This is a genomic window from Rheinheimera sp. MM224 (assembly GCF_947090785.1).
In the GTDB taxonomy this organism is placed as follows: Bacteria; Pseudomonadota; Gammaproteobacteria; order Enterobacterales; family Alteromonadaceae; genus Pararheinheimera.
In genome coordinates this window covers 1,348,563-1,369,013 of the sequence record NZ_OX352320.1, presented here as the reverse complement: position 1 = coordinate 1,369,013, position 20,451 = coordinate 1,348,563, and the positions used below count along the sequence as shown (strand labels likewise).

18 protein-coding genes are annotated in these 20,451 nt (G+C 46.1%); 5 read left to right on the top strand and 13 right to left on the bottom strand.

Annotated elements, in window-relative coordinates:
* Window positions 1-326 precede the first annotated feature (326 nt).
* The gene (ggt, locus tag OM978_RS06430) at window positions 327-2,018 is read left to right on the top strand and encodes a gamma-glutamyltransferase (protein WP_264346055.1); all 1,692 of its coding nucleotides are present in this window, start codon (window positions 327-329) and stop codon (window positions 2,016-2,018) included.
* Window positions 2,019-2,087: 69 nt separating this feature from the next.
* Here the strand turns inward: ggt and OM978_RS06425 are convergent, their stop codons facing one another.
* From OM978_RS06425 to OM978_RS06415, 3 genes are read right to left on the bottom strand one after another with little or no spacing between them, the layout of a single operon-like run.
* A complete protein-coding gene (locus OM978_RS06425; RefSeq protein ID WP_264346054.1) occupies window positions 2,088-2,435 on the bottom strand; it encodes an AzlD domain-containing protein in 348 nt (115 codons plus the stop codon).
* Window positions 2,428-3,156 (bottom strand): AzlC family ABC transporter permease, encoded by a 729-nt coding sequence (locus OM978_RS06420; protein WP_264346053.1) that lies wholly within the window; start codon window positions 3,154-3,156, stop codon window positions 2,428-2,430. Before OM978_RS06420 ends, OM978_RS06425 begins: the two co-directional genes overlap by 8 nt.
* Window positions 3,153-3,683 (bottom strand): helix-turn-helix domain-containing protein, encoded by a 531-nt coding sequence (locus tag OM978_RS06415; RefSeq protein WP_264346052.1) that lies wholly within the window; start codon window positions 3,681-3,683, stop codon window positions 3,153-3,155. Before OM978_RS06415 ends, OM978_RS06420 begins: the two co-directional genes overlap by 4 nt.
* A gap of 290 nt (window positions 3,684-3,973) precedes the next feature.
* Here OM978_RS06415 and OM978_RS06410 point away from each other — a divergent pair, with 290 nt between their 5' ends.
* Entirely contained in the window at window positions 3,974-4,834 is an 861-nt protein-coding gene (locus OM978_RS06410; RefSeq protein WP_264346051.1) for a delta-class carbonic anhydrase, read from the top strand.
* Window positions 4,835-4,876: 42 nt separating this feature from the next.
* On the opposite strand, the gene OM978_RS06405 is transcribed toward OM978_RS06410, so the two are convergent.
* From OM978_RS06405 to OM978_RS06390, 4 genes are all read right to left on the bottom strand, one after another.
* Entirely contained in the window at window positions 4,877-5,869 is a 993-nt protein-coding gene (locus OM978_RS06405; RefSeq protein ID WP_264346050.1) for a hypothetical protein, read from the bottom strand.
* Window positions 5,870-6,180: 311 nt separating this feature from the next.
* On the bottom strand, window positions 6,181-7,017 hold the full coding sequence (locus tag OM978_RS06400; protein WP_264346049.1) for an HAD family hydrolase: 837 nt from the start codon (window positions 7,015-7,017) through the stop codon (window positions 6,181-6,183).
* Window positions 7,018-7,390: 373 nt separating this feature from the next.
* Window positions 7,391-7,837, bottom strand: coding sequence for a hypothetical protein (locus OM978_RS06395; RefSeq protein WP_264346048.1), 447 nt, complete (start codon window positions 7,835-7,837; stop codon window positions 7,391-7,393).
* Between the two features lie 39 nt (window positions 7,838-7,876).
* Window positions 7,877-8,362, bottom strand: a complete 486-nt coding sequence (locus OM978_RS06390) for a hypothetical protein (RefSeq protein WP_264346047.1) — start codon at window positions 8,360-8,362, stop codon at window positions 7,877-7,879.
* A gap of 388 nt (window positions 8,363-8,750) precedes the next feature.
* Between OM978_RS06390 and OM978_RS06385 the strand changes: the two genes are divergently transcribed.
* A complete protein-coding gene (locus tag OM978_RS06385) occupies window positions 8,751-9,734 on the top strand; it encodes a DUF1852 domain-containing protein (protein ID WP_264346046.1) in 984 nt (327 codons plus the stop codon).
* Window positions 9,735-9,775: 41 nt separating this feature from the next.
* Complete coding sequence (locus OM978_RS06380) at window positions 9,776-10,816, top strand: methionine synthase (protein ID WP_264346045.1); 1,041 nt, start codon at window positions 9,776-9,778, stop codon at window positions 10,814-10,816.
* A gap of 143 nt (window positions 10,817-10,959) precedes the next feature.
* On the opposite strand, the gene OM978_RS06375 is transcribed toward OM978_RS06380, so the two are convergent.
* Window positions 10,960-12,075 carry a Fic family protein gene (locus tag OM978_RS06375; RefSeq protein WP_264346044.1) on the bottom strand — a complete coding sequence of 372 codons (1,116 nt, stop codon included), beginning with the start codon at window positions 12,073-12,075 and terminating at the stop codon, window positions 10,960-10,962.
* A gap of 130 nt (window positions 12,076-12,205) precedes the next feature.
* Window positions 12,206-12,733, bottom strand: a complete 528-nt coding sequence (locus OM978_RS06370; RefSeq protein WP_264346043.1) for a MarR family winged helix-turn-helix transcriptional regulator — start codon at window positions 12,731-12,733, stop codon at window positions 12,206-12,208.
* Between the two features lie 125 nt (window positions 12,734-12,858).
* Between OM978_RS06370 and OM978_RS06365 the strand changes: the two genes are divergently transcribed.
* Window positions 12,859-13,377 (top strand): YkgB family protein, encoded by a 519-nt coding sequence (locus OM978_RS06365; protein WP_264346042.1) that lies wholly within the window; start codon window positions 12,859-12,861, stop codon window positions 13,375-13,377.
* A gap of 117 nt (window positions 13,378-13,494) precedes the next feature.
* Here the strand turns inward: OM978_RS06365 and OM978_RS06360 are convergent, their stop codons facing one another.
* From OM978_RS06360 to gcvP, 4 genes are all read right to left on the bottom strand, one after another.
* On the bottom strand, window positions 13,495-14,556 hold the full coding sequence (locus OM978_RS06360) for an ImmA/IrrE family metallo-endopeptidase (RefSeq protein ID WP_264346041.1): 1,062 nt from the start codon (window positions 14,554-14,556) through the stop codon (window positions 13,495-13,497).
* 531 nt (window positions 14,557-15,087) lie between these two features.
* Complete coding sequence (locus tag OM978_RS06355) at window positions 15,088-15,807, bottom strand: RloB family protein (protein ID WP_264346040.1); 720 nt, start codon at window positions 15,805-15,807, stop codon at window positions 15,088-15,090.
* Complete coding sequence (locus tag OM978_RS06350; RefSeq protein ID WP_264346039.1) at window positions 15,737-17,032, bottom strand: AAA family ATPase; 1,296 nt, start codon at window positions 17,030-17,032, stop codon at window positions 15,737-15,739. The genes OM978_RS06355 and OM978_RS06350 overlap by 71 nt, the downstream gene beginning before the upstream one ends.
* A gap of 512 nt (window positions 17,033-17,544) precedes the next feature.
* Entirely contained in the window at window positions 17,545-20,436 is a 2,892-nt protein-coding gene (gene gcvP / locus OM978_RS06345; RefSeq protein ID WP_264346038.1) for an aminomethyl-transferring glycine dehydrogenase, read from the bottom strand.
* Window positions 20,437-20,451: the final 15 nt, after the last annotated feature.

Here is a 20,451-nt window from a genome sequence, read left to right as displayed (position 1 = left end):
CCCCCTTTTCAGTTACGGTAAGGCCATGGGTGCAATCAGTTTTTCAAACCGGTCTGACACATGGTTAGAGACAAAACGTAACCAAAAACCAAGGTGCTCTTCCAACGCACACAGCTGCGATGCAAAAGCCTGATTATTCGACCGTAAACCATTTATAAAACTAAAATTTTTTACTCATAAAATCTCATGGTTATTGTCTTGTAGGCGGCCTTTACAGCAAGTCTGATCAACGCATCTTCCACCATGCAACAAAATAAGCAGGAGATATCTCTTGTCACAAGGTCATCAAAAAGTTAGAACTATAAAAACCCACCAAGGAGTTAGTTATGGCTTATCGTTTTTTACCCGTCGCTTTGCTGCTTACCTTATTTATATGCGTTAACCCTTTGCAAGCAACAGAATCAATAGCTCCAACACCAGGAATAAAACACGGCGCTGTCGCCTCCCCTGATCAATACGGTGCTTTGGTGGCAGAACAAATTCTGCGAAAAGGCGGTAATGCAGTAGACGCGGCCATAGCCACAGCTTTTACTTTGGCTGTGACTTACCCCGAAGCTGGCAATATAGGCGGCGGTGGTTTTATGCTGGTCTGGTTTGACGGCAAACCTTATTTCCTTGATTACCGCGAAACAGCACCAGCAGCAGCGCATAAGGATATGTTTTTAAATGCCGACAAGCAGGTGATTGAAAACTTAAGCTTAATAGGTCATAAAGCCAGCGGCGTGCCAGGCACTGTGATGGGATTATGGCTGGCGCATAAAAAGTTTGGCTCCCTGCCTTGGCAAGACTTAGTAGCTCCGGCTATTCACTACGCCAGCACTGGTTTTACTGTGGCTGAAAACCAATATCAGTACCGCGCCGATTTATTACAGCAACTGGAGGGTAAAACCAACTTTGCGCAGTATTTTGCCGCGATGAAAGCTGGCGAAAACTTCAAACAACCTGAACTGGCAGAAACCTTAAAACGCATTGCAGCACAAGGTCCGGACGATTTCTACAAAGGCAAAACCGCAGAGCTGCTGGTCGCAGAAATGCAGCGGGGTAAAGGCTTAATCACTATGGAAGATTTAGCGGCTTACCGTGCAGGCTGGCGCGATGCTTTAGTGACCCCATGGCGCGACAAGCAGCTCATTAGTGCATCGCCACCAAGTTCAGGTGGCATAGCTTTGGCTCAGCTATTGGGTTTAAAACAGCGTCGCAGCAGCGATTTTAACGATGTAAAACACAACAGCAGCCAGTATGTGCACTTAATAGCTGAGCTGGAAAAACGGGTTTATGCTGACCGGGCAGAGTATTTAGGCGACCCTGGTTTTGTCACAGTGCCACAGCAGCAATTGCTCGACAGCAGCTACCTGGATAAACGCGCGAAAGAAATCAATCCGTTAGCTATCTCAGAAACCAAAGCTGTTCAACCAGGCCTTGAAGGTTATCACACCACTCACTTCTCTATTTTGGATAAGCATGGCAATGCGGTATCAAACACCTATACGCTGAATCTGGATTTTGGCAGCGGCGTGGTGGTGCAAGGTGCTGGCTTTTTACTGAATAACGAAATGGACGATTTCTCCTCCAAGCCAGGTGTGCCTAATGTTTTTGGTGTAGTCGGTAACGACGCAAATGCAATAGCACCAGGCAAACGTATGCTGTCGTCTATGACACCCAGCATTTTGGTGCAGGACAATAAAGTGCAACTGGTGGTTGGCACACCTGGAGGCTCTACTATCATCACCTCTATTTTTCAGGTAATCACCAACCTGTACGACTTCGACATGCCATTGCAAAAGGCTGTCGCAGCGCCGCGTTTTCACCACCAGTTATTACCTAAAGATCAAATCACTATGGAGCCTTACGCCCCACTCCCTGCAGAGGTACAACAAGAGCTGACGAAAAAAGGTTACACCCTGCATACCCAAGGCTGGAATTTAGGTGACGTGCAAGCGATACAGGTCTCAGCAGAACAAGTAAAAGCCGCCGCAGATCCACGTTCCCGTGGTGTGGCGAAGATCATAGAGTATTAAGTTAAGTTGAGTTGTAGAGTGGGATTGAATATTCTCGGAGCGGGATAAACCCGCCCCCTACAGTTTGATTCAGCCTATCATCTTTAACAAAACAACCACCACCCCATACACTGCCACACCTATACAGACAGGCCAGCCTAAAGAACGGGTGTGCCGCCAGACCAGGATAGTGCAAAGCCCTCCCAGCACTGTGGCCAGCCAGGAACTGATACCAGGATGAGCAGGCACCAAAGACACACCAAACATAGCGGCAATCATAGTGGGGGCAAGTACAGTCAGCCAGACCGGCATAGCCTCGTTGGTATTACTTATACTGCGGCGCACCAAATGCCGCCGCATCCAGATCAAAGGCAAAGCCCGCAGCAAAAAGGTGCCCAGAGCGCAAGCCAGCATTAATAACCAAAGCGAATTATCCATGGATTTTCCCCTCTGCTTTTAGTTTGGCCCGCAGCAGATAAAACAGCGATACACCACATAATGCCGCCAGCGGAATAGCAGAATTGGTCATCCCCATCAGCTTCAGCACCAGGGCTGCCACTATGGTGACGAGCATGGTCAGGGTCCACTGCACAGAGGTAAAACGTGGTGCTAATAACACCAAAAACAGCGCCGGCAGAGCAAAAGGCATTACTTCGCCCAATAAAGGCCAACGTGTGGTAATTTCAGCTCCGGCGACAGCACCCACAGCTGTGCCGACAATCCAGCTTCCCCAGGCAATCAAAGCAGCACTGATGTACCAACCCATTCGATCTTTTTCTTCCAGCTGCGGCAGTCTTGTATGGGCCAAAGCAAAAATCTGATCGGTTAAGCCATGCATCAGCACAGGCCACCAGCGGCTGTTGGATAAATAAGGCGCAATATTAGGCCCATACACAACATGCCGGGCATTGATCAGCAGAGTCATTACCAGCACCAGCCACAACGGTGCGTCAGAAGCGACCATAGCAATAAACAAAAACTGCGAAGCACCAGCGTAAATCAAGGCTGAAATAAGCACAGTTTCCAGCGCACTAAAACCCGACTGCACTGCAATCAAACCAAAAGAAATAGCCACCGGAATATAACCGCCGAGCAGCGGCAAAGCATCACGGGCGCCTTGCTGCCAGGCTGAGCTTTTTACTGTTTCAACAGAACTCATACCCTCTCCCCGCTTTGGTGATACACAATGGTCAAAAGCGCCGTCGCCCAGTTTTCGCCGGTGCGATACAGATGCGGCTCGTCAGCAGAAAAGCTATGGCTTTGCCCGGCAACTAAGGTTTTGGTATTACCTTCAATACCCACTTCAAGCTGACCACTAAGCAAAGTAATAGATTCAACAGTACCTATGGTATGAGCCTCCGCTTTACGTTCTGTAAAAGGCGCACAAGACATCCAGTAGGCATCGACTGGTGGATTGTCTTTGCCCTGATCTATCAAGCGCACCTGTACACCACTATCACCCACCAAAGCACTGACAGGCGCTATCAAATTGCCAAAAGGCACCTGCAGCTGCAAAGACAAGCGCCAGATGGTATCCAGCGTTGGATTGCCATTGCCCTGCTCCAGCCTGGACAGGTTAGATTTAGCAATACCGGCATCAGCAGCCAGCTGCGACAAAGACAAACCGCGGGCTATCCGCAAACTTTGAAGATGGCGCCCCAGCGTATCAAGAGTAGGTTTATCCATCACAGTTCCAAATCGTTCTTTATAAAGAACGTTCTATATAATGAACACGCTCTTGTCAATGCCTTGTCAATGGGTTTGGTTGATTCGGGTTATCACCTGAAGTCAGACCCAGTGCCTGAGCCCAAATTTTTACCCGAAAAAAGATGCGTCCAATCATCGACAAATTCAGCCAAAAAAAGTAGCAAAACGGCATGCTTCGTCTACAGTGTATCGGCTTGGCAAAGCACTCATATTACCCTGATATGTAGTGACGCATTTGGCCCGGCAGACCCACTTACCAAGGACATGTTATGAAACTATCTTTTTTTTCTTGTCTGTTATTTTCCGCTGTTGTCTGTAGTGATCTTCAGGCTGCTGAAGAGTCACATCATGCTGTCAGCGATGAAGTGATTGCCCAGCAGAATGCCAAACTAGACGCTGCCACAAAAGGCAAAGGCTATGGTCCGCAATCACCGCGGGATATTAGTGTAAAAACCGGTAGTGATATGCGTTTATTTGCTCTGGCGCCATCGTACGAACATATGAACTTATGCAATATTCATATGCATCTTAATGCCGAACACAAAGGCGGTGAGTTCACCACTTACGCTGGTAACGGCGATGGTAAAGGCATGGGCACTGGCTATAAATATAGCGGCACACTCAGCGCTGCTGAACTAAAGCCTGTCAGTGAACCAATCTGTGCAGGCAAGCATGGCAGCCTGCATTCGGGTGACACGGTAGAAGTGCATTATGTGCATACCAGCGCCATGGCAGTACCAGGTGTAAGCTTGGGCGCCTGTATGACCGAAGCTATTAAAAACCCGGAATTGCGGGTAGAGGCTCAGGTGTTTGTGCTGGTAAACGACCCTAAAGCGCTGGACTTCAATAAACTGGCGGCTGTAACCATGGACGATGGCTACAATCAGGCCACGAGCATTCCGGACAATACAGGCGAACCGGTTGAATATGCAGGTTCAACCACAGGCCCGGATTACAATGAAGTGGCTTCACCTTTTCAGGTCAGCTGGGGCGTTCGTCCTAAAGTAGCCAAGGTAAATATCGCGACTATGGGCCAATGGTGTAAAGCCAACCCATTTAACGAATCGGAAGCACATGCTGTACGTAACCTGGTCACCAACCCTGATTTATTGTCAAAAATTGACGACTAATCACTGATCCAAGCTGTGGCCAGATCCACTCAGGTCACAGCTTTATCTGTCTTCTGATCCCGAAACGCTTTTGGCTTCCAGCTGCTGTGCAAGATAATGATCCAAGGTCAGATAAGTACGCTGCACAATTTTTTCCAATGAGAAATCCTGCTGCCGTACATCGAATTGCCACAACATCAGCGCACTGAGTAATTCACTTTTTCTATCGGCATGCCGGGTTAACAAACAATCCCCTTCTATGATGGTTTCAGCGCCATAGAGCTCAGCCTCAAACAACACGGTGGAGTTGATCCCGTGCACCTTTTTCGCACCTTTGATCAAAGCGCGCGAACAGTCTGTAGACCAGTAACTTCGCTTCGAACTAATCTGATAGCTGGTGTTATCACGAGGGTGTCGTTTGAAGACTAAAGTGTCATCCGGATACAGTGATTCTATGTAGTCGATGAACTCTTGCATGCCATTCACAAATCGTGAATTCAACTGAATGTTTGAATCCTGTGCCAGTTGCAAAGGTACAAAAATATAGTCTTGTTGCTCAGAATACGTGGGGACATCCTGAAAAAATACATCGCGTTTGTGCTGCAAAATCGGAGTAACGTCTTGCGGCAACCAATCCAGATCATTTGCCGCAAGGCTAGAATCGACGTTGATACCTTGCCTGTCGAAGTAGATGTGCTGGGTTTGAGGAAAAAAGCCACATTCGATAAAGCTGAACTTAAGATCATTGCTACGTAAAAACTGTTTTAACGGCTCAAATACCGGCACAGAGCCACTCCACAACAGAGTACCAAGACTCTGCTGAAAAAACTCAACAGGCAGTGCCTGCAAGGGATGGCGATACACCAGACTGATACCGTATTTTTTAAACCAGTCTGCAAGACCCGATAGCCAAATGGGCACTTGCTCCACCGGATTAAGAGTAAAGATAACCACATAAGGTTGTTCTGGCTGGGTCTGATAAAAAGCACTATTGCATGGAGAAATGCTCGCCGACACCGTACTTTCTTCGTTATAAATTGCGTTAGATTGAACCATCTTGCCCAAAATACCTTTGCTTCATTGTTTTCAAAAAATACATACCCAGGCTTCTGTTCAAAATTCAAATCTAACCCAACGATTTGATTGAATGATCTGTTTGGCAGCAGCTTTGGCGAGCCGTACATAGTTCTAAAAACAGAACAAAAAACTCTGGGATACACCAAGTAGCTTTTATCTACGGAGTTTCTGGGGGATTGAACCAGTGCAGTACAAAAAAATATGCAAAAATCAGAAATAAGCCGCCTCTACTTAAACATCGTGGCAAACCATACTGCCAGATTGTCTGCTCAACCTGTTGTTTTCCGCCGCTACATCCTTTTCCACTGATAGTATTTTTCATCGGCTAACGCCAGTAGTTCATGATCTTCTTTGGTATCACCGTAGGCATAAATTCGGTCGAAGTGGCTTAGTTTCAGCAAAGCTTTCACCCTACTGGCTTTTTCAGCACCACAACAATCAGGCCCGTTGTAATAGCCTGTTAGCCTGTCTCCTTCGGCCTCAAGGCTGGCGGACAACAACTCAATACCCATGTGGTCGCACCAGGGTTTGAGATAAAGATCCAAGGATGCAGAAACCAGCACCACTCTGTCGCCTGCGGCCAAATGCCATTGCAACTTTTTCATCGCTAAAGGCCGGATCACTGTAGGCAGAAACTTCGTTGCATAACTCAGCCCCAGCCGCTCCAGTTCCATTTTTGAACGTCCGGTCAGGGCCAATTTGACCAGCAACCTGCGCATTCGGGAGGAAGACACCATGCCAATACGATAGGCAGCGATAACAGGTAGCAATACCAATCGCCCCCAAAACAGCAGTGCTGGCGATATCACCTGTTTAATAAAAGGCGTAAAGGTGTCGCAGCTTGTAACTGTGCCATCAAAGTCGAACAAAGCCAGATCGGTAAATACCAGTTCGGGGTTATTTGGCACATAGCCCGGGTTTTCTGCCGCAAAGGCCAATAAATACTCCCGCTCCTGCTGCTTTTTCAAAACGTCTTGCGCTTCATACTTTGTGGCCAGTTCAGAAATAAAAGTCCAAAATTTATCTGCCTCCCAGTTATTCAAACCTGTAGGCATGTCGGCCAACGCCATAAGTTCGTATTCTGTCCATTCATGGGGCTGTTTTGGCACTGTGCTTTGGTCTGACATCAATGAATTCCTTTTCTTAACAACTAAATGCAGCGGCGGCTATTTAAAGCTGGACTGTAACTTTTTTAGCTAAAATTTCTAAAAAATGACAGTCAAACTTCAATTCGATGCTAAGTTAATTGCGTTACTTCGCCTGAAGCGTTCGCTGTTGATGTATTGGCATTGTTGCATCGGCATACAAACAGGGGCGGATAGCCAAAATCTGCGAAGTCAGTTGCGCATAGACTTCGAAGTAACGGCCAGTTTGTTTTAAAACTACTGTGGTCACTCTGTCCCTGCAGTCTTAATAAGTTTCATACAGTCATACGCCCCTGAACTATCAGCTTTGCTGACGGCGAACCAGTAACTTACCCGGGAAACCTTGCGCTTCAGCTTACTTTGCAACAGCCCTGCCCCACACAATGTCCTCAGCATGTTCTGTAGTAAAACCACTGTCGTTACAAACTATGTACCCAATCACCATGACACCATGGTCTGTATTCAAAGCTTCTATTCCAGCGCCAAGTAATCCGCCGGTTAAACCACCTAAAACGCCGCCAGTGACAGCCGCCGTACCCGAAGAAGAGCTATCACCGCCCTGAACTTCCGATGCAAAAACGTCAAACTCCTGATATCCAGATGGGCATAAGCGGGTTGCTTCTTTATTCCACTCTTGAGGTATGAGTTTTCCATCTTTATTGACAGCTTTTAGCTGGAAAATACTGTCATGAAATCTGACATAACTCACTTCATTGACCAGAGATCCGCTGCCAGCACAGCCTTGAAGCAGCAAAAATACAGGAAACCAATAGCCCCATCGATTCAAACATCTATTAAGCATAAATAATTCAAACTCCGTAAAACTCTGTTGTGATCATGTCTACTCAATTTTCCTGGAACACTCAGTCAATGAACCGTCAGGTTGGTTTTTCATAATAAATTTCGACTCGTTAATTTCCACGATTTCGACGACATCGATAATCTCAGGTAACTCCAGGGGAGCAGCATCCTCCGGCCTTTGTTGTGCGGAATTGCTGCTTTGTTGATGCATTGTGAAAGTTGCGGTGGTTGTAAACTGGTTTCCATCCAGCGCCCAGGTGCCAGCCCCAGTAGCTAAATATGTAGTAGTTGCCTTCTCACCTGAAAGTTGAAACTTAAATTCCGCAACCGAATTGAACCTCCCGTTACTAATATAGGTATCCTCACTTCGACCCGATGCGCTAGTACCGTCTATATCTGTAGTGAAGTCACATACCCAGGTTCCGGGTAGATAACGTTCGATAGTTTGTTGCTCGACCTGCAGCATTTGCGCTAATGCAACAAAGGGGGTGAATGACAAAAGAAAGATAAAAGTACTAATTTTCATAAATATCCATATTTATCATCAAACTATAAGATTGAAATGAAAGTAACCAGATACCAAACTATCAACTAAAACTAAGGTTATCAACTTTACTGGCAAACTTCAGTTCAATTAGCCAGGCATCTGCACAGCAAAAGCGTCACCAGTCAAACCTCACAGACAAACCTATTTCCATCCAGGTATTGCCTGCCCCCTCTACCAGGGCAAAACCTGTAATACCAACCCATTGAAACAGGCCCCCCTCTCAACATGAAGATCCTTCATACAGCAGATGAAATAAAACCACTTTTCTTCATCCAACCATCCGCGTATAAAAGACATATAGATTTAGACGTCCAGACTTCTTGGTGGATGTTTGAGCCGCACAGTAGCGAATAAGAGAGCAGATAGGATGAACAACTTCAGATTTAGCATTAAAAGTATTGGTTTTGATGAAAATTATCAGCCGGCAGACAATACCCGTATCACCACCAACTTTGCCAATTTAGCTCGCGGTGAGCGCCGTCAGCAGAACCTGCGCAACACCTTAGCCATGATCAACAACCGTTTTAATAGCCTGGTGTTTTGGGATAACCCAAACTCAGATCGTTATTCGGTGCAGCTGGATATTATTTCTGTCGACATCCAGATAGAGAGCACTAGCCATAACTTCCCGGCCATTGAAGTTTTAAAAACCACTATTATCGACAGCAAAACTAACCAACGTATCGAAGGTATTGTTGGCAATAACTTTTCCTCTTATGTGCGGGATTATGATTTCAGCCTGGTGCTGCCGGAACATAACAAAAACCAGCCCACCTTCAGCATTCCGGATCAGTTTGGCGATCTGCATGGCAAACTCTTCCAATTTTTTGTCAATTCAGAAGCTTACCAGCAACACTTTACCAAGCCTCCTGTGATTTGCCTGAGTGTGTCAGACAACAAAACCTATCAGCGCACAAGCAACCAGCATCCTGTGTTAGGGGTTGAATACCAGCCAAATGAAAGCTCTTTAACCGAGCAGTACTTCAAAAAGATGGGCTTAGAGGTTCGCTACTTTATGCCTGCAGGCAGCGCCGCACCTTTGGCTTTTTACTTCTTTGGCGACTTGCTGAACGACTACAGCAATCTGGAGCTGGCAAGCACCATCAGCACCATGGAAACCTTTCAACGCATTTACCGGCCTGAAATTTACAATGCTCATGCCGCGGCCGGAGAGCGTTATCAACCCAACTTAAAAAACCGCGATCACGCCCTGACAGACATTGTCTACGACAGAGAAGAGCGCAGCCGATTAGCGGTAGAACAAGGCAAGTTTGCGCACGAGCACTTTATCAAGCCGCACCATGCTCTGTTAAGCCGTGTGCTTGAACAACGCTCACCGCAACAACAGTAAGCCCGGCACAGCATTTAATTTAACCAAAGAGCGACCTATTTATGAAAAAATTACTTCCAACGTCAACGGCCGGCAGCTTACCTAAACCTTCATGGCTGGCCCAACCTGAAACCTTATGGTCGCCTTGGAAATTGCAGGATCAGGAATTAACAGATGGCAAACAGGACGCTTTGCGTTTGTCGTTACACGAACAACAGCAAGCTGGCATTGATATCGTCAGTGACGGCGAACAATCGCGCCAACACTTTGTCACCACCTTTATCGAGCATCTGGACGGCGTTGATTTTGCAAAACGCGAAACAGTCCGCATCCGCAACCGTTACGATGCCAGCGTACCTACAGTGACAGGTCCAGTAAGCCGACAAAAACCAGTTTTTGTCGAAGATGCCAAATTTTTACGCCAGCAAACCAACCAACCTATTAAATGGGCGCTGCCAGGCCCTATGACCATGATTGATACGCTGTACGACGCGCATTACAAAAGCCGCGAAAAACTGGCCTTTGAGTTTGCCAAAATTCTGAATCAGGAAGCCAAAGAACTGGTTGAAGCCGGTGTGGATATTATCCAGTTCGATGAGCCAGCCTTTAATGTGTTTTTTGACGAAGTAAACGACTGGGGTATTGCCGCTTTGGAACAAGCCGCTGACGGCCTGAAACAACTGCAATGCGAAACCGCAGTGCATATTTGTTACGGCTACGGCATTAAAGCCAATACCGACTGGAAACAAACGCTGGGCACTGAGTGGCGCCAATACGAAGCTGTGTTTCCTAAGCTGCAACAATCCAGCATCGATATCATCTCGTTGGAATGCCACAACTCCCGCGTTCCAATGGAGCTGTTGGAACTGATTCGCGGTAAAAAAGTGATGGTCGGTGCTATTGATGTCGCCAGCCACAACATTGAAACACCAGAAGAAGTAGCAGCGACTTTGCGTCAGGCTCTGCAATTTGTCGACGCCCACCACCTCTACCCATGCACCAACTGCGGCATGGCCCCGTTACCGCGCCATATTGCACGAGGCAAACTGAATGCGTTAACTGCAGGTGCGGAGATAGTGCGTAGGGAGCTGGCGGCAAGGTAGTAATTGGTTGAATACGGCATTGCAGGGGGACTTTTGGTTGCCCTTGCTTTGCGCTAGTAATGGGGTATGACTTTTACTCTGAGCATCCAGCTCAGAGTGCATTCTTGTCGACCTCAGTCTCAGGCTGACCGACTTTCACAACCTCAACCTGCAATTTTATATCTGGTACTGCGCCCACCCGCTTCTGTGCGCACCAGGCAGCCCTGCTCTACCAGTTGCACCAGGTGACGGGTGGCTGTGGCGCGGCTTACTTTGGTGACTTTTTCGTATTGGCTACCGCTGATGCCATCGGCAAAGTCGCCGTCCAGCAATCGGTTCAGCACTTTGATTTGCTCTTTGTTTAAACGGCTATGGTCAGCATGTTGCCAGAATCTGGTTTTCGCCAAATTTTGTTCTATATCCTGCAATACCTGCTCTATCGCCGATTTGAGTGCATCAAAAAACCACAACAGCCAAGGCATTATATCCAGATCACCACGCTGAGTTTGCTCCAGAATGTCGTAGTAACTGCGGCGGCGCTGCAGTATGGCAACCGACATCGCATAAAAACGGATCGACCGAGCTTCGGCTTGTGCCAGCGCTAAATCGGTAAGCAAACGCGCTATGCGGCCATTGCCATCTTCCAACGGGTGCAAAGTAATAAACCACAGATGCGTGATAGCAGCGCGCAGCAAAGGATCTAAAGCACTGTTCTGGCGCGAAGCATTAAACCAGCTGATAAAGGCTGTAAGCTCTTGATCCAGTATGGCTTTGGGCGGCGCTTCAAAATGCACTTTAGGTTTATCCAGACGGCCTGACACCACTTGCATAGTTTCCTCGCCGCGCCAGCATCCACCAACAACAGACTGCAACAAACTGGCACCGGGAGGAAATAACCAGGCATGCCATTGCAACAGTCTGGCCTCTGTTAATGGCTTATCCTGCAAGGCATTTTCATCCATGATGGCGTCCATCAGCATATTCGCCAACCCATCGGTTTTAGCGCTGGTGGCAGCAGGTTCGGCCTCATGCAAACCTAACTTACGAGCCAGTGAAGAGCGCACCGAACTATGATTCAGCTGCTCCCCTTCAATGGCGCTGGAATTCAGGATATTCGCCAGCAAGGTGTCTAGCGTTGCCTGCTGGCATTGGGTTTCGCCCTGCCCGCCAATTCTACCCAACAACACCCCCTGCAAAAAATGCACTTCACGTAAAAGCGGGTTCAGTTGGTTCTGGTCGTAACGAAAAGCAGGCCAGTCAGATTGTTGCCAGATAAACATCAGCGGACTCCATAAGGCAAATAGATGGCTTAATCTAATCAAAAAGTGAGGCGAATAGCAAAGTTATTTGCCTCATTGGAAAATTTAAGCAATCAACCCAACCTGATGCCATGAACTCAAAAGGCTACAGCTAAAGCTTCTGTGCCGCCTTCGATTCATCAAGTGCTGCAGATACAGGGCAATTAACGCAGGCTGCAGCATCACAAAGCCTGCAAACGCAGTAAGCCTCATCCAGATTGTGCACCTGATTTTTAAGTAACTTTTCCGCTATTTTGCCAAGGGCTTCCAGCTCATGCGGATCCAAAACTTTCAAGGCGCATGAAATCCGCTGTTGGCGTACAGCAAGAATGGCTGCGCATTTTTCTTCACCACTTTTGGTTAAGTGAAGCGCAACGGCGCGACGGTCCTGTTCTGACGAATGTCGTTCAATCACACCTCCGGCAACAAGCCGGTCGATAAGCCGGACAGTCCCCGAATGAGACAAACCTAATGCCCGTCTGAGTCTCTCAATCGGCATACCTGGTTCATGCCCTAATAAAGCCAAAGCAGCTGCGGCAGGCCCAAGTTCCGGAGCTTGTTCCTGAGTTGCCAGCATAAAGGAATCTGACAATGCCAAAGCCAAAGCTCCCACCATATTTTCAATTTTTTGAACCGTCATAGCACCCATCTGTATGCGCGAAGCATATAAGTAGCATTTGATATGCATTAATATTATATGCACGAAGCATACAAATCAAGATTATTAATATATGCTTGACGCATACATAACCCAAGGAGAACACCATGCAACACACTCATATCGACACCAACACTTCAACTCGTATCGCTCAAGCACAAAAGCTGGCATCAGTACTGACAACGGCCGGACGCACTGTCGCATTAGCTGGAGTAGTACTGCCGCTATTTTTAATAGGTATTTTGAAATTTACTGCTGTGGAAATTGAAGTACTTAAACCGCTCATTAGCGGAACGCCCTGGCTGGCATGGCTTTACCCTGTTTTTGGCGAAGCCGGAGCTTCTTACCTGTTAGGTGTAGTCGAAGTTATTGCTGCAATTTTGCTTATTGCATCACCCTGGTCAGCACGCGCAGCGGTAGTAGGCGGTGCAATAGCTTCAGCGATTTTCATAACCACCATTTCAATCATGTTGGCTTTACCTGTATGGGAAGTTGCATCAGGAGGTTTTCCATGGCTCGACGCCCTGGGCTCATTTTTGATTAAAGACGTCGCTATGTTGGGCGTGAGCCTGGCTGTTCTTGCCGAAGGACTGACAAAGTTAGTAAACAAAGAACGTCAGCAATAGCAGTGGTATGAAAAGTAGTCTTTGCCGCCCCGATCAGGCTTTACGGGGCGACATCAACATTGTGAGTTTATAAACAACTAACAGTGCTGCTCAGAACATTCTCCTTTGCTCCCCGCTCTAAAACTTAATTTGTGGAACCAACTCAAGTTCTTCAAGCCGTATAGCCATAGCTTCTCTGGATACTTTGAACATCTCTGCCAGCGACAATACATGCTGGCCTGAAATACTGCTCAGTTCAGCCAAAGCGCGCGCTAAACCTCTTTGGCTCGACAAGGTTTTCGCTAGTTTGCGATCACCTGAACGGTTCAGCAGATACGCCAAAGCTTCGGCTTGCAGCACCTCTTCAGGGAAACGTTCAGCAAAACGGCTTTTAACCAGCTTTTCCGGCATTAAAAACAGCACCGCAAACTTATCAGCTTCTTTTTCTATCTGATCACGTTGGCCTGCATTGCTGCCATCCAAAGGTTTATCTCTGTGCAGTCCGCTTTGCTGATGCATCACAGCGTGGCCCATTTCATGTGCAGCGGTAAAGTTCATCACTTCGGGCCGCATGGTTCTGGATAACTCCACTCGTTTGGAGGTTTTATCTATGGTGCCAGCCACATCTATACCGGGCTCAATCTCGCCGAGGGTGTGACGTTCATACACCTGATAACCCAGTAAATACAAAGCTACTTTAGGATCGAGCATCTCTATAGGGTCCGACGGAATACCCTGTGGCCATAACAAATGCTTTTGTTGCCAAATAGCGTGCTTCAGTTGTTCCACTAAAGCCTCAATTTCCGCCACTTTAATAGCACCATTGCCCGCTTTGGTGAGCTGGCTAAAGGTCAAAATAGGCGGTAAAGGCAAGGCAACAGGGCCGCTGTCGTCTTCCAAATTATGGTAGGCGGCATAAGGGTTCTGACTGCCCTGCAAGTAGAAGTTCGAAGCGGCCAAGTCAGGGGTTTGCGCAGCTGAAACGTGCGCCAGCGCACTTGAAATGCTTTTAGCAAGTGGAAGTTGTGGCCAAACCTCATCTGAATTATCGCCATTATTTAAACTGGCATAGGGATTATGGCCCTCACCCAAGCGTGACTCCGGCAACAAAGCACTAAAGCCACCATCTTCGTCCATATGAGCATAAGGGTTATTCATTCTTAGCCTGTCGGCTTTGATCTGATCTTTTGACGCAAGCATAACTGTTACCTTTAGTACAAAAAACAATCAGTTAAGCTTAGTAGGGTTTTCGGGAAAGTGGTCAAAGTGCTTAGATGATGAGGAGCTGATAGCAATATGGGATCTTTAACAAAGCCTCTAGTTTTATCAAAAACAACCACAATCGGGCATTAACCCAGTGAATAAACAACCCAGGAAAGGCATTTCACGTATAAAACCGAAGTAAGAACAAGGCCGCATGTTCTGTCTTTAATACAAAACAAAGCAGCTTTTGAGCTTCTTGGAAAAAAACTCTGAATATTGTTTAAACTAAGAAGAATACATCACGTGAACTTTGGGGCAAAGTGCAAGACCTGGCACCAAACGTGCTTGCTGATCAGCATTTTGCGCTTTTCTACGACTTTTTCGTATTGATCTTGCCCAATCACATGACAACTGAGCTTGCCAAGATCCACACCTAATATTTTGATAAGCATGATAATTCGCCTCTTTTGGTTTGGTCACCTCATCCTAAGTCAGGATGGGAGGCGAATCATCACATTAGACCTGACTTTAAACTTGCTTTTTAGCTCTTATACTCGGCCTATTCTCTATAAAATTTTCCATGTCTTGTAACATTTCATCAACATCAGTATAGGGATTTAGATGAAAGGGCCTACTACGATTCTTATCAGCAGAAGCAATCATATTTTGTCTAAGCTTAGTTGCATTTTTGATTGCATCAGATACATTATCTTTCAACTTGTCAAACAAAAGCGCTTCGGATTTTTCATAACTGTCAAATCCAAGTGATTTAACATGTTCTCTCAATCGGCTTCTCTTCTTAAGATCGTCATATGAAGTGTAGCACGCCAACGAATACTCAAAATGAAGTAAAATCCACATCTCAAAACAGACATTAGAAAAAGCAATTTGTATGTTGTTGTCATCTGCAAGAGTTCTTGCTGAAGCATGAACTTCGTCACTATATTTGACCAAAGATTCTCTATCGTAAATAACCCAAACTACATCACCAGCTACGCCTGACTCACGCTCTTTAATAGCAGCTCGAATCAAGCCATTCGGATCTGTACATCCAGGCTCTGAGAAGCAAAATATTTTTTTGTGCGCTGAATGAACACGATTAATATAACCATTAATGTAATTCGGTTCAGTTTTTTCTCCTTCGCAAATAATCTTAAACTTGGGAAGGACAGATAATTTATTCTTTATTCTCGGTCTTGGCACTTGTAAAAATCCCTTTAATAGCATCACCAATAATTTTATAGTCAATATCTGGAATTCCACCAAGACGGCCTTCATTGTACCATTTGGAAAACGGACTATTATCCTTCAGTGATTCATCGAAATAGCTCAAATCATTATACTCAGTACCCTGCGCATGTGTTTTTCTACTCAGATATATTTGATCTTTTCTTAGTTTGCTCTGTGACATTAAATTCACATCATGCGTTGTGAATATCAACTGTGCGTTTTTCAAGTTGATGGATGGATCATTAAATATTTTAACGATGAGTTCAGCTATATGCGGATGCAAGCTTGATTCAATTTCATCAATAAAAGCAGTTGTCCCTTCCTTTAGAACAATTAGAAAATATGGGAGTAACTCAAATAATCGTCTAGTTCCTTTCGACTCCATGTGTTTGTCAAAAGGTATCAACTGACCGTCTTCAGAGGTGTGATAGAAAACTTCCTTTTTAGAAAACTTCTTTTTTAATTTATCTTTTATGTCATCAGGCATATCTTCTGGCAAAGAAAAATGAGCAGGCAATTCATGTTGTTTTAGATCAAACTTATCAATTCCAAAATCTGCATGTTTAAGAAACTTGGTGACAATTTCTACCGCGGCACTATTGTTTTCCCACTCAAGAACGCCAACTCTTTCAGTTGACATTATTACATCAATATTTTTTCTAAAATAATTAAAAACATCACGAATTACTTTTGGAGAGTCTGGGCTATTCCCCGCTTTTGATAGATACGAATTATTAGAGAAGAAAGCAAATTTTCTTCTGCCACCTTTGTAGCTATCTCCAAATTTTACGCCATTCCAATCATCTGGTGAATTTCTAGTGAAAATGTTTGATGATTTTATTGTTTTATACTGATCTAGCTTTTCGAATAGTATGTTTTTTTTGTCATATTGTATGTAGTATTTGAATCTATCGTCACCAATAGTAAATTCTACTTCAAATTTTGTAGCATCGGTTTCCGTAAGCACAGATAAAATATAAGGCTCATATTCAGGAATATCATCGCCGTCTTTTCTGTCACCACTTTCAATCATCAGATTTTGGAGAGCTTCGAATGCCAAAAGCAGATTACTTTTTCCTGAAGCATTGGCTCCAAATATTGCAGCAACTTTCAATACATTTATATCGTTTGGTAAGGAAACTATGTTTCCAGAGTGAAGCTGCGGCTTACTCTCAGCAAACATGCTGAAAAGTTGCTCGTTTTTAATAGACCTGAAGTTGGTCACTGCAAAGTCTATGATCATAACATCCCTTTTTAGTTAGTTTATCTAGCAAATTTCAGCTTTTTTTATCAAAAAATCGTAGAAAACCAGATTTACAAGCTGATTTTCTCTAATCTAAGTTATTTGGCAGGGTAATACAAGTTTGTATCAGAAATTTAGGCTAACTCGGTAGCTGCACTTAAAAATTTTCGCAATTGAAGTCTTTACAAATTGCGTATTGGACTTCTCCTAATCCCATAGACACACATATCTTATTGTGATTCGTTACGCACTAAGCAAGCGTAGAGAATGAAGCGAGAGCTTTTGTCTTCTCTACGTTCACTGCTAGTTGAAATGGATTATCTAAGATTAAATAAACTTGAAAGCTTTATCTGAACCATCATGCTTGTACCAGGCAAGCATCTACTCGATAACTGCGCACATAAAATAGAGGCGAACGCAAGTTCGCCTCTATTCATCACGGTTTCACACGAGTTTCCAATTACATTTGTCGGTTACCAACTAGAATTGTCGTGTTCATAACCCCTAATCACTTACCGATAATCTTCCGGGCTTGGGCAAGCACACATCAGGTTGCGGTCGCCGTATACGTCGTCGATACGGGTGACTGTTGGCCAGAATTTGTTTTCTGCCACGTACTGTGCAGGGAATGCAGCGTACTGACGCTCGTATGGGCGGTCCCAGCTTGGGTCGAAGATATCTTCCATAGTGTGAGGTGCGAAATGCAGTGGGTTGTTGTCTGCAGTCCACTCCCCTGCTTCTACCCTGGCAATTTCATTGCGGATAGAAGTCATGGCGGTGATAAATTTGTCCAGCTCGGCTTTGCTTTCAGACTCAGTAGGCTCGATCATCAGCGTGCCGGCTACCGGGAATGACATAGTTGGGGCGTGGAAGCCGTAGTCCATTAAACGCTTGGCGATGTCCATTTCGGTGACGCCGGTTTTTTCTTTTAGTGGACGCATGTCGATAATACATTCGTGCGCTACGCGGCCGTTGGTACCTACGTACAACACAGGGAACAGGTCGCCCAGTTTTTTCGCCATGTAGTTAGCGCTTAAAATCGCCATTTCAGTGGCTTGACGTAAACCGTCGCCACCCATCATTTTGATATACATCCAGCTGATTGGCAGAATGCCTGCGCTACCAAATGGTGCGGCAGATACTGCGCCGTTATCCTGACCAGTGCCTTCAATTTTAACGACAGCGTGGTTTGGCATAAACGGAGCCAATTGTTTCTTCACACCAATTGGACCCATACCTGGGCCGCCACCGCCGTGAGGAATACAGAAGGTTTTGTGCAGGTTTAAATGCGATACGTCAGCACCGATAAAGCCAGGAGAGGTAATACCTACCTGAGCGTTCATGTTGGCGCCGTCCATATACACCTGGCCACCGTGCGCGTGAACTATGTCACACAGCTCGCGGATAGACTCTTCAAACACACCGTGTGTGGAAGGGTAAGTCACCATAATGGCGGCTAACTTGTCTGATACGGCTTCGGCTTTGGCTTTTAAATCGGCCATGTCGATGTTGCCGCTCTTGTCGCAATCAACCAGTACCACTTCAAAGCACGCCATAGCTGCTGTTGCAGGGTTAGTACCGTGCGCAGACACAGGAATTAAACACACATTACGGTGTGAATCGCCGCGGCTTTCGTGGTATTTACGAATGGCGATCATACCGGCGTATTCGCCTTGTGCGCCTGAATTTGGTTGCATAGACACAGCGTCGTAGCCTGTGATCTCTACTAACCAGTTGGCCAGCTCGCCAATCATGTCGTAGTAACCTTCAGCCTGGTCGCGTGGCACGAACGGGTGCAGCGAACCAAATTCTGGCCAGGTCACCGGGATCATTTCGGCTGTAGCGTTTAACTTCATGGTGCACGAACCTAAAGAAATCATCGAGTGGTTCAGTGCTAAATCTTTGTTTTCCAGCTTTTTGATATAACGCAGCATTTCAGTTTCGCTGTGGTACTGGTTAAATACCGGGTGCGTTAAGTACTTAGACGTACGAACTAAGTCAGCAGGAATAGAGTTTGAGCCTTTGGCTACGATGTCAGCATCTAACTTAGTGACGTCTAAGCCATGACCAGCGCCTAATACGATGTCGAACAGCTGAGCAATATCAGCGGCAGACGTCAGTTCGTTGAAGCTTACGCTTAAGCTATCAGCGATATCAGTACGTAAGTTCACTTCAGCGGCGATAGCACGGGCAACAACAGCGGCGCGATCTGCCACTTTAAAGGTCACAGTGTCGAACCAGGTGTTGTGAACTAATGAAACGCCTTTGGCTTGCAGACCAGCTGCAAATACGTCAGCAGAACGGTGAATGCGTTGTGCAATGTTTTTCAGGCCTTCTGGGCCGTGGTACACAGCGAAGAAAGACGCCATGTTCGCCAGTAACACCTGTGCAGTACAGATGTTGGAGTTAGCTTTTTCACGACGGATATGCTGTTCACGGGTTTGCATTGCCATACGCAGCGCCTGATTACCACGACGGTCTTTTGACACACCAATGATACGGCCTGGCATAGAACGTTTGTAATCGTCACGGGTAGCGAAGAATGCTGAGTGTGGGCCACCGAAGGCCATAGGCACACCAAAACGCTGGGCAGAACCTAATACGACGTCTGCGCCTAATTCGCCTGGCGATTTTAATAACAATAAGCTCATCATGTCAGAAGCTACTGCTACTACAGCTTTTTTCGCTTGTAAGGCAGCGATTAAAGCGCTGTCGTCACGCACTTCACCAGTCGTTGATGGGTACTGTAATAAAGCACCAAAGACGTCGTGGTTTACTGCGTCAGTGGCTTTGCCAATGATCACGTCAAAACCAAACATTTCTGCACGGGTGCGCACTACGTCAACCGTTTGTGGGTGAACGTCGTCAGCAATAAAGTAAGTGTTGGCTTTGCTTTTTGCCACACGTTTAGCCAGCGCCATAGCTTCAGCAGCTGCAGTGGCTTCGTCCAGTAATGAAGCAGATGCCAGCTCCATACCTGTTAAATCTAAAGAAATTTGTTGGAAGTTCAGCAGAGCTTCTAAACGGCCCTGAGCAATTTCCGGCTGGTATGGGGTGTACGCAGTGTACCAGCCCGGGTTTTCTAACACGTTACGTAAAATGACGTTTGGTGTCAGTGTTGGGTGGTAGCCCATACCAATGTAGCTTTTGAACATTTTGTTTTTGTTCGCAGCAGCTTTTAAGTACGCCAGAGCGTCCGCTTCAGTTGTGGCTTCACCAGTTGCCAATGGCTTTGGCAGGCGAATGGAAGCAGGCACAGTTTGTGCGATCAGCTCTTCCATGCTGCTTACGCCTAATTCAGCCAGCATAGCTGCTGTCTCGTTAGCGTCCGGGCCTATGTGGCGTTGAATAAATTCCTGATGGTTCGCAAGTTGCGACAGGGTTTTCACAGCTGAAGTGGTCATGCCTTGAAGTTCCTA

Bases quoted from the DNA above. Each gene is read 5' to 3' on its own strand.
- OM978_RS06415 (WP_264346052.1), bottom strand. From the start codon at position 3,683: ATGGATAAACCTACTCTTGATACGCTGGGGCGCCATCTTCAAAGTTTG.
- OM978_RS06380 (WP_264346045.1), top strand. From the start codon at position 9,776: ATGAAAAAATTACTTCCAACGTCAACGGCCGGCAGCTTACCTAAACCT.
- OM978_RS06420 (WP_264346053.1), bottom strand. From the start codon at position 3,156: ATGAGTTCTGTTGAAACAGTAAAAAGCTCAGCCTGGCAGCAAGGCGCC.
- OM978_RS06360 (WP_264346041.1), bottom strand. From the start codon at position 14,556: ATGCTTGCGTCAAAAGATCAGATCAAAGCCGACAGGCTAAGAATGAAT.
- OM978_RS06395 (WP_264346048.1), bottom strand. From the start codon at position 7,837: ATGCTTAATAGATGTTTGAATCGATGGGGCTATTGGTTTCCTGTATTT.
- OM978_RS06405 (WP_264346050.1), bottom strand. From the start codon at position 5,869: ATGGTTCAATCTAACGCAATTTATAACGAAGAAAGTACGGTGTCGGCG.
- OM978_RS06390 (WP_264346047.1), bottom strand. From the start codon at position 8,362: ATGAAAATTAGTACTTTTATCTTTCTTTTGTCATTCACCCCCTTTGTT.
- OM978_RS06410 (WP_264346051.1), top strand. From the start codon at position 3,974: ATGAAACTATCTTTTTTTTCTTGTCTGTTATTTTCCGCTGTTGTCTGT.
- gcvP (WP_264346038.1), bottom strand. From the start codon at position 20,436: ATGACCACTTCAGCTGTGAAAACCCTGTCGCAACTTGCGAACCATCAG.
- OM978_RS06350 (WP_264346039.1), bottom strand. From the start codon at position 17,032: ATGATCATAGACTTTGCAGTGACCAACTTCAGGTCTATTAAAAACGAG.
- OM978_RS06385 (WP_264346046.1), top strand. From the start codon at position 8,751: ATGAACAACTTCAGATTTAGCATTAAAAGTATTGGTTTTGATGAAAAT.
- OM978_RS06375 (WP_264346044.1), bottom strand. From the start codon at position 12,075: ATGTTTATCTGGCAACAATCTGACTGGCCTGCTTTTCGTTACGACCAG.
- OM978_RS06425 (WP_264346054.1), bottom strand. From the start codon at position 2,435: ATGGATAATTCGCTTTGGTTATTAATGCTGGCTTGCGCTCTGGGCACC.
- OM978_RS06370 (WP_264346043.1), bottom strand. From the start codon at position 12,733: ATGACGGTTCAAAAAATTGAAAATATGGTGGGAGCTTTGGCTTTGGCA.
- OM978_RS06400 (WP_264346049.1), bottom strand. From the start codon at position 7,017: ATGTCAGACCAAAGCACAGTGCCAAAACAGCCCCATGAATGGACAGAA.
- OM978_RS06365 (WP_264346042.1), top strand. From the start codon at position 12,859: ATGCAACACACTCATATCGACACCAACACTTCAACTCGTATCGCTCAA.
- ggt (WP_264346055.1), top strand. From the start codon at position 327: ATGGCTTATCGTTTTTTACCCGTCGCTTTGCTGCTTACCTTATTTATA.